Source organism: Aquirufa regiilacus, from assembly GCF_032470275.1.
Taxonomy (GTDB): domain Bacteria; phylum Bacteroidota; class Bacteroidia; order Cytophagales; family Spirosomataceae; genus Aquirufa; species Aquirufa regiilacus.
On sequence record NZ_JAVNWW010000006.1, the window covers coordinates 24,767 to 37,589 of the forward strand.

The following is a 12,823-nucleotide window of genomic DNA, read 5'->3' on the forward strand; positions in this document are numbered from 1 at the left end:
CAGATTAATAAATGAAGTCAAATTGCACCCGATCGTTAAGTGTCAATACATAAGCGTTATTGCTAGCAGGAACATAGGTTAATGTGGCTCCGCTCCAACTGTAAGCCTCATTATTGGTTCGAATTCCATTGATGTACATATAGACCTGACAATCGGCACTTGGATTTTGAGACAAAGTAAATGATGTTTGACCCGCCGAGGCCCGAACTTGTTGGCGCGCTGATCGAAAGACCAATGGGTTCGTTGGAACCCAAATTGAACCATTATAAGTAAGAACTTGTCCGTTTGATGGAACGATACCACTCACAGTAATTCCTTGAATTTTGCTAACAGATGGGCTTGAAGCTGAGCCCGCCAAATCACCTGCTAATTGAATAATTCCTTTTGAATTAGCAGTTGCGTCATTTACGGTTGCTGATGCAATTGCTCCTTGAACATATGCTGTTGTGGCAATTTGAGTTGTGTTCGTACCTGCACTCGCCGTGGGTGCGCTCGGCGTCCCTGTAAAAGTTGGCGAAGCAATATCAGCCTTACCAGAAACTGTTGTGGCCAATGCAACACCTAGGGTTGCCTGATCTACATAATCCTTAACAGCTTTTACAGAGGGGTACTTGCTATCAGAAGCGCCATCAGATTGAATATTAGTCGATTTATTGGCTGCATTTTCTTTTAATGACAAAGCGGGAACAGTGGGTAATTGGGCTGTTCCACTTAAATCTCCAGCCAATTTAACCTTACCCGCTGTTAGTGTTGTTGCATTGGGAACTCCTGTGCCCACAGCTTCATAAATTGTATTATCTACATAGGTTTTGGTTGCCTTTTGCGTAGGATATAAAATATCAGAAGGATTCGCGCCACCTAATTCAGGCGATGATGATTTATTATCCAGCACTTCATAAGATCCTGAAAGGTTATTGACGGTTGATACAGTCTGATTAAGTTGAGATTGTATCCCGCCTAAATTATTAACAGCAGAATTTATTTGATTTTTATTGTCATAGATCTGTAATTGATGATCCTCTAGCAATGTATTGATATCAGTGATAGACTGCGTATGTTCTGTTATCATATTCTCCGTCGAACTGATGCTTTGATTAACGACGCGGAAAGTTGAATCTGTTTGTTGCTTTGTTTGTACAATTGTTTGATTCATTATGGCCAAATCTACCTTGATGGGATTCAAATCATTCGGAACCAAAAACCCCGCATCATTGGAAAATTGAGAGAGCTTCGTTGGTGCATTTAATACATTTTTGTATTCTACAGCATCAGCATAAAGCGCGTAGGGCGTATAAGTCAAGGATTGGGCACTAACTTGCTTGAAGCTTTGACAGCCGTCGTAACTAACGCTTACTTGTAAACTCTTTAAGTTTGCATTCCATACAATACTTTCAAACGAGCTGTATTGAGGAGTTGCTGAAATACTTTGCGCCGCCAAATTTGTCTGTCCAGCCCCAATGGATAGATTTACTAAACCATAATCATCCGTGATAGTTTTTTGATATTCCTCATACTCTAACTGTCCATTAGACCCTAAAATAGAAAACCTGATACAAACATTCCCTTTTGATAAGGCTTGCCCCGAAATACTTGAACCTGGAATATCAATCACTTTAGGATCAATAATGACAGCTTGATAGTTCAAAGACTTTTTGGGAATTTGAGCTTTAATCAAACTAAATGAACCAAGCAAAATGAGTAATGAATAGAAAAGTTTGTTCATAGGATTTAACTAGGGCTGTACATCTTTGATAATTGTTCTTGTAACGGGGTTCCCATGTTGGAATATTAGTAGCAAATATTTACCCGCACGTATTTCTGAAAAACCATCCAAAGAAATCTCAGTCATATTTTCTGGGTACAGACGCTCCCAAATCACACTAGCAGATGCGTCGTATAGTGTTAAGCGTGTTGGAGTACGAGTAGCTTCTGAAAAACGGAGAAGAACATGATCTACAAAAGGATTAGGGAAAACATCGACTTGGATTGGTACTAAAGGTTCTGAAACAACCATCGCGGCTGTTTTAAACGCTACATTATTTTTACTAATAAAAGGTTGCTTAAACCCCTGTCGGACAACCACATTTCCACTTCGAGCAGTCCCAACTACGATACTCGATTGACTTACCACATGGGAAAGATAGTAGTTGCCGTGACCGCCTCCCATACTTCCACCTGCCGATAGTGTGGCTGATTGTATGTATTGCCCTGAGCACCAGAAAGGTAGAATGAGAAAACTTAATTGATAGATGAAACGCATGTGATTAGATCAAAAAACGGATTCCAACCGAACCGGTGGTTGGTTTAAAATTCAATGTGGATTCTCCAGCTGATGTAGGTAAAAAAGTTTGCTGGTACTGATAACTGGCAAAACCGGCCAATTTCTCAGAAAATCTTTTTTCAACATCTACTCCGAATCCAAGCATCATTTTAAGTCCTGAAAATTGAGGATCAAGAGTTAAATCGATGTACCGATTCATTAAAAATTGATTCCCATGCACGATCTTATGAACACTTGCTATACCCTGAAAATTAATAGAAGTTTTTAGCGGCAAAGGAATACTTACACCCAATTTAGTCTGCAAGCCCAAAAAATCTGTCTGATAAGAAAATGCATTTTGTTGAATATCCCCCACAGCATTCATTTGAATAAAGGAAATCCCAACATCATAGTTTAACCAACTTAATAACTGTGCTAATCTTCGGTGCTGAGCCAAATAAATATCAACAGGTTTTTGATTGATTAAGTATTTAGTTGAATCGACTAAGTTTGCTTTATGGTAAGCTACTTGAAACGACAATCCAGAACCAGATTTCAAACCTCCAATAGACTGGCCTTCGTTGTTTGAGTAATCAAATTGAGTAATGGCAATACCTTGACTCAGTTTTACCTGTTGGGTGAATCCATTAAATTGAACCGCGATAAACAAGATTAAGCCTATCAGTAGTGATTTGTTATTCATAGTGAGATGGAAACGGTTTTGTGCTAGGGTTTCCAGTAGCAAAACAAAAAAAATAGGACCAACAATGGGTTGCTGCGAGGGAATAAATGGTTTAAAAAAATATTATTTAGACGTCAAGCATGACAACGAAGGGTTTAATAATAAATTTTTCATACTACATTTGATCAAATCCTAAGCTCAGCTTAGAAGCTCCAATTGTTGTTCTAAAAATTTATGATTAATACTGCCTTCATTTTGACCATTGTCATTTGTTCCATGCTGATTTTGTATCACTGGAAACATAATAAACCGATCGTACTTTTTGTGTACGTATTCTTAGCAATCAACCAAAGATCTCTGATTTATTTACTGTTCGAAAGTGGAACTGAACCAAAACTTTTGGCTTATTTATTTATCCACAATATTCCATTTACACTTTTACTTGGCCCCGCCTTATATTATTATAGTCTGAGTGTCATACATGGACACTTTTATATCAATCGATGGATATGGATTGCGATAATACCTACAATTTTAGCTTTTATATCCTTGGAACCCTATTTTGAAATTCCCATTGCTGATAAAATCCAATTTTTCTCCACGTCGGATACGGTAAATTATAACAGCGAGTTCCTAAAGAGTGCAAATAGTCGAATACCCGTACGATTCTTCCATAACGCGATGTTAATCTTCAATTCAGCCTATTTTTATTATTGCGTGTACTTGCTGATCAAGGCAAGAAAAACTGCAAATAAAATTATCAAGAAGCGAATCAATAACTTTCTAGGGGTACTAACGGGAATGACAATCATGACGTATTTACCAGCAATTTTGGTTTATATGTTTGTATTCTCAAATACAAATTTCATGTTGAATACGAATCTGAAGATGAATAACTTTCCACCGCTTCGCTATGTATCGATATTTACAGTACTAACCCCAATCATAATCCTATTTTTTCCAAACTGGCTATATGCCAATCAAATAAATGCCAACCAACAGAACAAATGGGATTTGTTTTTAGAAAAATATTTAAACCATTCAATTTCGGAGGTTAAAAAGACTGATTTCATAACAAATGATGAGGAGGAGGATTTGGCCCGAATAATGAATTACCTTAAAAATGAAAAAAAATATTTAAATCCTGGCCTTTCAATTCATGAAATATCCAAATCGCTCGACATTCCACAAGCGCGCGTTACTTACTATTTTAATAAGATAATCAAGACTCCATTCCCTAAACTTAGAAACCAACTCAGGATCAATCATGCAATTGAGTTAATTAGCCAAAATGCACATCAATCTCTTTCCATTGAAGGAATTGCTATGCAATCAGGATTCAAAAATAAATCAACTTTTTACCTCGCATTTAAAGATGAGAAAGGGATGACTCCACTTGAATGGATTAGCAATAAAAACTTGGATTAAACGCTGCCGGGGTCTGCGACCCCGGCAGCGTTACCGCTCAAAGCTACATAAAGCCCATTGCAAAACGTCCCAAAAAACTGATAATTTTAGGCGACAAAATAGCGCTTAAAGGCCTGAATCGGCAATTCGATCAAACGATACGACAAATAAGCTGATAAACCGAGTACCCCCACAGATACAATATGATAAGGTAGCTCAGGAATCGTTATCCCCATGCGACCAGCTAGTTGAAAAAACAAATCCGGCACCACCATGTGATACAAATATAGCCCATAGGACATTTGACCTATCAAACGTAACGGCCGCACAGATAAAACGCGCGACCAGAGCCCGGGCTGCATGGCATAAAACAACAACGCTACAGACACCATCGATGTAAATGTTCTAAAGAATAACTGCCTCACAAGATCAGCATCCGAATGTTTCAAACTTAACATCAAAAAGCAAAAGCCTACCGGAACGATCATTCGCTTAATCCATACTCCTACAACTACCTCATGACCTGCCCGCATGTAATGGGCCAACAAAGCTCCCCAGGCAAAGGTATCCACACAGGCAAACATGCTGACTCCTTGACCGCCGTTTACATGGATTGAAAAATACCGAAAAACGACTCCGAAGATGACTGTAAACCATAAAAAATAAGCACGAAAACGTGTCGCCAACAGCAACATGCAAAGCGGCCACAATACATAAAACTGCTCCTCGACCGAAAGCGACCAATAGGGCGATAGCGCATCTGCCCAATTCCCATGTAGCTCAATCCAATAATTCACTAAATACGACCAATAATAACCTGGATGCGCATAAAAATCAGTATTAACCACGACAGAAAAACGCTGTAAAACCAACAGTCCCAACAATACCAGAAAATAGATTGGGAAAATGCGCAAAGCCCGACGCACCACAAAATTCTTAAATGAACGAACAAAAGTCCCTAAGGTCTGTTGCTCCATCAAGATATTGGATATCAAATACCCACTCAACACAAAAAATAATGTCACCCCGATCGGACCATTGGGCATCACATTAATCCACTGTCCTTCCGGAAACCAATGGTATACCAATACCAACAAAATCGCCAAAGCACGTACGCCGTCTAGCGCAGGGATGTATTTCATAGCAACAAAACTAAGTAAAACCTCTTATCCTTCCTATAACCGCTTCATCCCCGCAAAATATCTTTCGTCGAAAAGTTCCCAGATTATCAACGGAAGCATGTATTTTTGATTCGAATTTTTCTGATACCATGACAAAAATTATTGAGACCAACCATATTTCCAAGCGCTACGTGATGGGAGAAGAGATTATCGACGCACTCAAAGACGTCACAATCTCCGTAAATAAAGGTGAATATGTTGCTTTCATGGGCCCTTCCGGATCAGGAAAATCAACCCTCATGAACATCGTTGGGTGCCTGGATACACCCAGCACCGGATCTTATATCTTAAACGGTCAGGATGTATCAACCATGTCGGAAAATGAATTAGCCGCCGTACGAAACAAAGAAATTGGTTTCGTTTTTCAAACATTCAACCTACTTCCTCGACAATCGGCCTTAGAAAACGTCGCACTTCCTTTAATCTATGCAGGTTATTCTAAGTCAGAACGTACTAGAATTGCCATGGAAACGCTTAAAGGGGTTGGACTAGACAATCGGGCACTTCATAAACCCAACGAGCTCTCAGGAGGCCAAAGACAACGTGTTGCCGTAGCGCGTGCCTTGGTGAATGATCCTTCGATCTTATTGGCCGATGAGCCCACGGGTAATTTGGATACGAAAACTTCCTATGAGATCATGGACCTATTCGATCAATTGCATAAAAAAGGCAATACCATCGTCATGGTTACCCACGAAGACGATATTGCCCAATATGCCCACCGAATCATTCGTTTGCGGGATGGTATCGTTGAATCTGATACGATTAACCAAAACGTACGCAAGGTTCAAAAAATCTAAGCCTTCACGCGGTCTGTTCCATAAGGTGCACGTTGCGAACGGCGTAACCAACTATTGGCCTCGGAATTATTCACGAAATGCTCTTTGCTAGGATCCCACTGCAATTTGCCGGGAACTTTCATGGCGATATGCGTAATTAAACACACCGTACAAGCCCGATGACCGATTTCTATCGGTGAAATAGGTTCCTTCCGCGATTCAATGCAATCCAACCAATTGCCATGTTGGTCATCTGAGTGATACAAATGCAGTTCATTCTCGCCGATTACAGATTCCAAAATCTTTGGATCTGAAGCATCCAATGCTTTCGAACGCACTTTAGCCGTTGGATCACTAGGTGTTGCTGCATATTCCCCACGTGACACAAAAATCCACCCTTCAGACCCTTCATATCGAATACCATTTTGGTAACCGCCTGATGTGTACATCGTGATGCCATTCGCATATTCAGCCTTAGCCATGAAATCGCCATGGACATTCCATAAACCTGATTTTGGGAATTCAGCTACCGCTTCTACCGAAATAGGACCTGTGTATTCCGTATCCATACCCCAGGCTGCAGAATCGTAATGGTGCTGGCCCCAACCGGTAATCATCCCCGCACCGAATTGCTCTAAGCGCAACCAACCAGGGCGATCATAGCCTTTTTGTGGATGCACGGCAATCTCGGTATAGGGCATATTGGGCGTAGAGCCCAACCACATATCGTAATTAAATCCTTTTGGTATAGGCATCGCAGGAGCGGCTGGTCCTGAAGGATCTCCCGGTAAACCCACCTTCACCGTATGCAATTTCCCGATCCGACCATTACGAACCAATTCCGCTGCGATGCGAAACTGAGCAGTAGACCGCTGTTGTGTCCCTACCTGCAAAATTCGGCCTGTTTTCTTGATGACCTCAGCCAGTTGTCGGCCTTCGTGAATCGTCAACGAAGTCGGCTTTTGCAAATAAATATCTTTCCCTGCCAAAGCCGCTTCCATGGCAGGCTGCGCATGCCAGAAATCCGGCGTACTAATCATCACAGCATCGATGTCTTTATTTAATAACATCTCACGGTAATCATCGTACATCTTGACATCCATGTAATTCGATTGCCCGGTTTTTTTCGTGTAATATTCCTCCACCAATTGCTTGGTCTCTTCCGTACGATGCCGATCTAAATCACAGACCGACATAATACGCGCCTTATCAAACTTCCACGTTCCCGGCAAATCATGCGTGCGGGCAATCCGACCACAACCGATTTGGCCTATATTAATCTTATTACTCGGCGCATCCTTTCCTCCCAATACATGCGCGGGAACAATCGTTGGGAATCCCAAGGTCCCCACCGCCCCAAGGGCTAAGTTGTTAATGAATTTTCTCCGTTTCATGCTTTGATGGATATGTTGGTGGCGTTTTTCTGTGCAATTAAAGCTAACTCGGTTGATAAGAAACAATGCGCCTGAGTCATGGCCGTTTCCGTGCGATTTAAGACGTCATTTACCAACAATTCTCCATGTGGCAAATAGACATCCTTGCAATCAATATACAAAGTCTCTTTGTTGTTCACGATATATAAATGACTTCCTGTTCCATGTGGCGATGCAATATCCGTATTCTTGCGAACCTCGATATAGCCATCCGTCCCCAAGATAGTCAATCGGCCGTCACCCCAGGTATTCAATCCATCCGGGGTAAACCAATCCACCCGGATGTAACCAGAACCTTTATTACTACGCAACATCAAGTCCCCAAAATCCTGAAATTTTGGATACTGAGGATGGTGATGATTCGCGATTTGTGAAGCAACAACCTCGCCTTGCGTCGATCCCGTAAAATGCAAAAATTGATCTACTTGATGGGAGGCAATATCCGTGATAATCCCACCATAATATTTCGTATCGAAAAACCAATCCGGACGGGAATTCACACTCATGCGGTGCGGGCCTGTACCCAAGGTCTGCATAACCTTTCCGATCTTTCCTTGTGCGACCAATTGGCTCGCCAACTCCGTCGCCTTATTCTCAAAACGCTCACTAAATGAAATTGAATATATACGCTTGGTTTCCTGTTGGACCTTCCGAACCTCTGCCAACTGCTCTAAACTGATAATTCCAGGCTTATCCACCATGTAATCCTTCCCATGTTGCATGACACGAATTCCCAAAGGTGCACGCTCATGCGGGGTAATCGAACTCAAAACCAATTTAATCGAAGGGTCTTCTAAAACCTCGGCCTCACTCTTAACCAATTTCACTTGCGGATAACGCTTCGCAAAATCTTTAATCAAATCGGGTTCTTTGGCGTAATAGGAAACAAATTCGCCACCCCCACGAATAATCGAATTCGCCATGGAATAAATGTGCCCATGATTGATGCCCACCACTCCGAATCGCAAACGCGGAGCAATAACTTTTTCAGGAGCAGCTGTAACAAAGGAGGAGGTAACGTCTTTTACGGATGGCATAAACGCCAATCCGCTTAATAGACTCGCGTCGTGAAGGAACTTCCGACGGTTCGAAGCATTCGATTTCATGTATGAATAGGTTTAATCTATCCCTAAAAGTAAAAAAAAATGCGAGCCTACTGAATATTAAACACAAAAAAAGCTGTCCATTTCTGAACAGCTTTCTTTTATATAAAAAAATCTCAAACCTATTTTTTCTTCTCTTTAACACGAGCAGCTTTTCCTTGCTTACCACGCATGTAGAATAAACGTGCACGACGCACTTTACCACGACGCAATACTTCGATTTTATCGATGTTTGGTGACAAGATTGGGAAGATACGCTCAACACCAATTCCGTTTGATACTTTACGCACAGTGAAAGACTCACCTGCACCTGAATTCTTACGTTGGATTACCAATCCTTGGAAAACCTGGATACGCTCTTTATTACCCTCACGGATCTTTACGTATACATTGATAGTGTCTCCCGCTGCAAATGCTGGATGCTCAGCACGACGCGTTGCGTTTTCTGCTTCTACAAATTTAATTAAATCACTCATCTGACTTTTTATTTTGTGTAATATCAGCACTCAGCGGTCACTTCGTACATAAAATTGCTGATTGGGTTGCAAAGATAGGAAAAATATTTCTTTCCAAAAACAATTGGCTACTTTTTACCTTTTATCGATTGAACAAAGTCAACAATCTCAGCATGAAGATCTTGCGCTTGGCCCAACAACTTCACGAAAGCGCTACCAATGATCGCTCCAGCCGCGGATTCTGAAGCCTTCAAGAAACTCGCGCGATCCGAAATACCAAAGCCAATTAATCGTGGGTTTTTCAAATTCATCGACTCAATTCGCTTGAAATAAGTCTCTTGATCACTCGAAATTCCGGTCTTTGCTCCGGTCGTACTTGCCGAAGAAACCATGTAAATAAAACCTTTGCTAATCGCATCGATTTGAGCGATACGCGCATCCGTCGTCTGCGGCGTGATTAAAAAGATGTTATACAGACAGTATTGCTCGAAGATTGCTTGGTATTCCGACTCATATTCCGCCATCGGTAAATCGGGCAAGATCAGTCCATCTACACCCACTTCCGCACATTTCTTACAAAAAGCTTCGACACCATATTGTAACACGGGATTGATGTATCCCATTAATAAAACAGGTACCGAAACCGTTTGACGCATATCTTTTAATTGCTCAAACAAATGAGCGACCGACATCCCTTGATCCAAAGACACTTGGTTCGATTGCTGAATCGTCTCCCCATCCGCAACGGGATCCGAATAAGGCATCCCGATTTCAATGATATCAACTCCACCGGCCTGCAAGGCATTCAAAACCGTCATCGTATCTCCATAATTAGGATAACCTGCCGTCGCATAAACATTCAATATAGGCTCAGTCGCCTCCGCAAATAATTTCGTAATCCTATTCATCCTAGTCATTCAATTTTAAGTGCTGTTGATACGTTGACAAATCCTTGTCGCCTCTTCCTGATAAATTAACCACAATCACCTCATTCGGTTTAGCTTGTAATTTACCAAATACAGCCAGCGCATGTGCTGTCTCTAACGCCGGGATAATTCCCTCCAACACAGAACATTCAACGGCAGCATCCAACGCCTCCGCATCCGTTATTCCAAAAAACAGTGCACGTCCTGTTATGGATAAATTCGCGTGCATCGGTCCAATCCCCGGGTAATCCAAGCCCGCAGAAATCGAATAGGGTTCAATTACCTGACCATCTTCTGTCTGCATCAATAAACTCTTGCTGCCATGTAAAACACCTGGTTTTCCTAAGAAAGTAGTAGCCGCTGAGTGACCTGAATCAACCCCTTTTCCAGCTGCCTCAGCCGCAATCAATTGCGTTCGAGGCTCATCCAAGAAATGGTAAAAAGCACCGGCTGCATTCGAACCGCCACCTACACAAGCTATTACATAATCCGGATAATCCCGACCTTCTTTTTCTTGTAATTGGCTACGCATTTCTTCGGAAATCACCGACTGAAACCGTGCAACCATGTCGGGATAAGGATGTGGCCCTACAACCGATCCAATAATGTAATGTGTATCAACGGGGTTATTAATCCAGTGACGCATCGCTTCATTGGTCGCATCTTTCAAGGTTTTTGACCCCGATTGAGCGGCAACAACTTGAGCGCCCAACATACGCATCCGCGCCACATTAGGCGCTTGGCGTTCGATGTCAATGGCACCCATGTACACGATACACTCCATGCCCATTAACGCACAAACCGTTGCCGTCGCCACACCATGTTGGCCCGCACCCGTCTCTGCCACAATCTTATTTTTACCCAAACGCTTCGCAACCAAAATTTGACCAATCGTATTGTTCACTTTGTGTGCGCCGGTATGGCATAAATCCTCCCGCTTCAAGTAGATATTTGTATTGTACTTCGCAGATAATCGTTCCGCCTTGAACAAGGGGGTCGGTCGGCCCACGTAGTCTTTCAACAACGCATGAAACTCCTCCTGAAAGGATGGTTCCGCGATGATGTCTAAATAGCGACTACGTAATTCCTCTACATTGGGATATAACATTTCGGGAATAAAGGCTCCGCCAAAATCTCCGTAATACCCACGCTCGTCAACTTGAAATGACTGATTCATATGTTTTGCATTATTTCTTTCACCTTCGTCAAGTCCTTTAAACCTGGACTCAATTCTAATTTACTGTTAAAATCCAGGGCATAAATACCTGGCAATTGCTTTGCTTCTTCAATACTCGCCTCATCCAATCCCCCCGCTAAAAAATAAGGAATATCGATTGCATAGGCCTTCAAGATAGACCAATCAAATCGCTCCCCCGTTCCACCTACTTGAGATCCTTTTTTCGTATCAAATAAGTAATAATCAGGCTTTAAATTCAAGCCTTTTACATCTTCCTTTGACGCGACGCTGACAGCTTTAATGACCGTCAATCCTTCTGCATGCAAGGCGTCAATCACATCCTGCCCCTCTTCTCCATGCAATTGCACAACCTGAAATCCAGCCTTTTTAGACAGCGAGATGATCGTATCGGTTGATTCATTCACAAACACACCCACGGCCTTCGTTAGGGCAGGAAGCGTAGGAATCACAAAATCAGCTCCTACATACCGGGGCGATTTCTCGACCCAAATAAAGCCCATGTAATCCGGTTCGCAAGTGGCTACTGCCTCGATATTAGTCAAATCCCGCATGCCGCAAACCTTCCACTTCATCTCTATTGCTTTAAGAAATCTGTTAATGCCTGTCCCGGATTGCTCGTTTTCATAAAACTCTCACCGATCAAAAACCCTCGATACCCGAAGCCTTTCAAATCCTTAATAATCTCAGGTCCTGAAATACAACTTTCCGAAACCTTCACAAATTGAGCAGGTATCTTATCCGCAAGGACTTTGGATGCCTCCACATTTTGTTCCGAAAAATTCTTCAAGTTGCGGTTATTCACACCCACAACAGAAATATAATCACCTAACGAACGATCCAATTCTTCCTGGTCATGAACCTCCAACAGGGTTTCCATACCTAATGAACGCGCCAAAGTCCCTAAGGTTTTGATTTCCGCAGGGCTTAATGCTGCCGCAATCAATAAAACGACATCGGCACCCATCGATTTGGCTTCCACAATTTGGTATTCGTCCACCATAAAATCCTTACGCAAAATAGGCGTATTAGGATTCGTACGGCGTGCTAAATCAAAATCAGCATAGGTCCCACCAAAATATTCCGTATCCGTCAGCACCGATAAACAAGCCGCTCCTGCCGCCACATATCCCCGCGTTACCTCATCAACGCCCATGGAATCATTGATGATACCTTTCGAGGGAGACTTACGCTTAAACTCTGCGATGATGCCGGTGGACGCTGGCTGAACCAAAGACATGGCCAACGAATGACAAGCCCGGGCAAAATAGCCTTGCTTTTCTAATTGAGATACCGAAACGCGTGCTTTCGCGGCAGCGACTTCCTCCCGTTTTGTGGCAATGATTTGATCTAAAATACTCATATCCTAATGTTGTAGAGACACGAAACATCGTGTCTATTT

The 12,823-nt window shown here is 42.2% G+C and carries 13 protein-coding genes; 2 read left to right on the top strand and 11 right to left on the bottom strand.

Going from position 1 to position 12,823, the window contains the following annotated elements:
• Positions 1 to 4 precede the first annotated feature (4 nt).
• Genes PQG45_RS10630 through PQG45_RS10640 form a run of 3 tightly spaced genes read right to left on the bottom strand, consistent with a single transcriptional unit; the run spans position 5 to position 2,963 of the window.
• The gene (locus tag PQG45_RS10630; RefSeq protein ID WP_315577586.1) at positions 5 to 1,723 is read right to left on the bottom strand and encodes a hypothetical protein; all 1,719 of its coding nucleotides are present in this window, start codon (positions 1,721 to 1,723) and stop codon (positions 5 to 7) included.
• A gap of 9 nt (positions 1,724 to 1,732) precedes the next feature.
• Positions 1,733 to 2,260 carry a T9SS type A sorting domain-containing protein gene (locus tag PQG45_RS10635; RefSeq protein ID WP_315577585.1) on the bottom strand — a complete coding sequence of 176 codons (528 nt, stop codon included), beginning with the start codon at positions 2,258 to 2,260 and terminating at the stop codon, positions 1,733 to 1,735.
• A gap of 4 nt (positions 2,261 to 2,264) precedes the next feature.
• Positions 2,265 to 2,963: a hypothetical protein gene (locus tag PQG45_RS10640; protein WP_315577584.1), complete on the bottom strand. Its 699-nt coding sequence runs from the start codon at positions 2,961 to 2,963 to the stop codon at positions 2,265 to 2,267.
• A gap of 846 nt (positions 2,964 to 3,809) precedes the next feature.
• On the opposite strand from PQG45_RS10640, the gene PQG45_RS10645 reads away from it, so the two are divergent.
• The gene (locus PQG45_RS10645) at positions 3,810 to 4,370 is read left to right on the top strand and encodes a helix-turn-helix domain-containing protein (protein WP_315577583.1); all 561 of its coding nucleotides are present in this window, start codon (positions 3,810 to 3,812) and stop codon (positions 4,368 to 4,370) included.
• A gap of 86 nt (positions 4,371 to 4,456) precedes the next feature.
• Here the strand turns inward: PQG45_RS10645 and PQG45_RS10650 are convergent, their stop codons facing one another.
• The gene (locus PQG45_RS10650; protein ID WP_315577582.1) at positions 4,457 to 5,491 is read right to left on the bottom strand and encodes an acyltransferase family protein; all 1,035 of its coding nucleotides are present in this window, start codon (positions 5,489 to 5,491) and stop codon (positions 4,457 to 4,459) included.
• Positions 5,492 to 5,619: 128 nt separating this feature from the next.
• On the opposite strand from PQG45_RS10650, the gene PQG45_RS10655 reads away from it, so the two are divergent.
• A complete protein-coding gene (locus tag PQG45_RS10655; protein WP_315577581.1) occupies positions 5,620 to 6,330 on the top strand; it encodes an ABC transporter ATP-binding protein in 711 nt (236 codons plus the stop codon).
• Here the strand turns inward: PQG45_RS10655 and PQG45_RS10660 are convergent.
• The 7 genes from PQG45_RS10660 to trpC form a co-directional block, all read right to left on the bottom strand.
• On the bottom strand, positions 6,327 to 7,703 hold the full coding sequence (locus PQG45_RS10660; RefSeq protein ID WP_315577580.1) for a Gfo/Idh/MocA family protein: 1,377 nt from the start codon (positions 7,701 to 7,703) through the stop codon (positions 6,327 to 6,329). The genes PQG45_RS10655 and PQG45_RS10660 overlap by 4 nt on opposite strands.
• Positions 7,700 to 8,848, bottom strand: coding sequence for a Gfo/Idh/MocA family protein (locus PQG45_RS10665; RefSeq protein WP_315577579.1), 1,149 nt, complete (start codon positions 8,846 to 8,848; stop codon positions 7,700 to 7,702). The genes PQG45_RS10660 and PQG45_RS10665 overlap by 4 nt, the downstream gene beginning before the upstream one ends.
• Before the next feature lie 119 nt (positions 8,849 to 8,967).
• The gene (rplS, locus tag PQG45_RS10670; protein ID WP_315577578.1) at positions 8,968 to 9,321 is read right to left on the bottom strand and encodes a 50S ribosomal protein L19; all 354 of its coding nucleotides are present in this window, start codon (positions 9,319 to 9,321) and stop codon (positions 8,968 to 8,970) included.
• 107 nt (positions 9,322 to 9,428) lie between these two features.
• Complete coding sequence (trpA, locus tag PQG45_RS10675; RefSeq protein WP_315577577.1) at positions 9,429 to 10,208, bottom strand: tryptophan synthase subunit alpha; 780 nt, start codon at positions 10,206 to 10,208, stop codon at positions 9,429 to 9,431.
• A gap of 1 nt (position 10,209) precedes the next feature.
• Positions 10,210 to 11,403 (bottom strand): tryptophan synthase subunit beta, encoded by a 1,194-nt coding sequence (gene trpB / locus PQG45_RS10680; RefSeq protein WP_315577576.1) that lies wholly within the window; start codon positions 11,401 to 11,403, stop codon positions 10,210 to 10,212.
• Positions 11,400 to 11,996 (bottom strand): phosphoribosylanthranilate isomerase, encoded by a 597-nt coding sequence (locus PQG45_RS10685; RefSeq protein ID WP_315577575.1) that lies wholly within the window; start codon positions 11,994 to 11,996, stop codon positions 11,400 to 11,402. Before PQG45_RS10685 ends, trpB begins: the two co-directional genes overlap by 4 nt.
• 2 nt (positions 11,997 to 11,998) lie before the next feature.
• Positions 11,999 to 12,784, bottom strand: coding sequence for an indole-3-glycerol phosphate synthase TrpC (gene trpC / locus PQG45_RS10690; protein ID WP_315577574.1), 786 nt, complete (start codon positions 12,782 to 12,784; stop codon positions 11,999 to 12,001).
• Between the last annotated feature and the right edge of the window lie 39 nt (positions 12,785 to 12,823).

Bases quoted from the DNA above. Each gene is read 5' to 3' on its own strand.
- PQG45_RS10630 (WP_315577586.1), bottom strand. From the start codon at position 1,723: ATGAACAAACTTTTCTATTCATTACTCATTTTGCTTGGTTCATTTAGT.
- PQG45_RS10635 (WP_315577585.1), bottom strand. From the start codon at position 2,260: ATGCGTTTCATCTATCAATTAAGTTTTCTCATTCTACCTTTCTGGTGC.
- PQG45_RS10640 (WP_315577584.1), bottom strand. From the start codon at position 2,963: ATGAATAACAAATCACTACTGATAGGCTTAATCTTGTTTATCGCGGTT.
- PQG45_RS10645 (WP_315577583.1), top strand. From the start codon at position 3,810: ATGTTGAATACGAATCTGAAGATGAATAACTTTCCACCGCTTCGCTAT.
- PQG45_RS10650 (WP_315577582.1), bottom strand. From the start codon at position 5,491: ATGAAATACATCCCTGCGCTAGACGGCGTACGTGCTTTGGCGATTTTG.
- PQG45_RS10655 (WP_315577581.1), top strand. From the start codon at position 5,620: ATGACAAAAATTATTGAGACCAACCATATTTCCAAGCGCTACGTGATG.
- PQG45_RS10660 (WP_315577580.1), bottom strand. From the start codon at position 7,703: ATGAAACGGAGAAAATTCATTAACAACTTAGCCCTTGGGGCGGTGGGG.
- PQG45_RS10665 (WP_315577579.1), bottom strand. From the start codon at position 8,848: ATGAAATCGAATGCTTCGAACCGTCGGAAGTTCCTTCACGACGCGAGT.
- rplS (WP_315577578.1), bottom strand. From the start codon at position 9,321: ATGAGTGATTTAATTAAATTTGTAGAAGCAGAAAACGCAACGCGTCGT.
- trpA (WP_315577577.1), bottom strand. From the start codon at position 10,208: ATGAATAGGATTACGAAATTATTTGCGGAGGCGACTGAGCCTATATTG.
- trpB (WP_315577576.1), bottom strand. From the start codon at position 11,403: ATGAATCAGTCATTTCAAGTTGACGAGCGTGGGTATTACGGAGATTTT.
- PQG45_RS10685 (WP_315577575.1), bottom strand. From the start codon at position 11,996: ATGAAGTGGAAGGTTTGCGGCATGCGGGATTTGACTAATATCGAGGCA.
- trpC (WP_315577574.1), bottom strand. From the start codon at position 12,784: ATGAGTATTTTAGATCAAATCATTGCCACAAAACGGGAGGAAGTCGCT.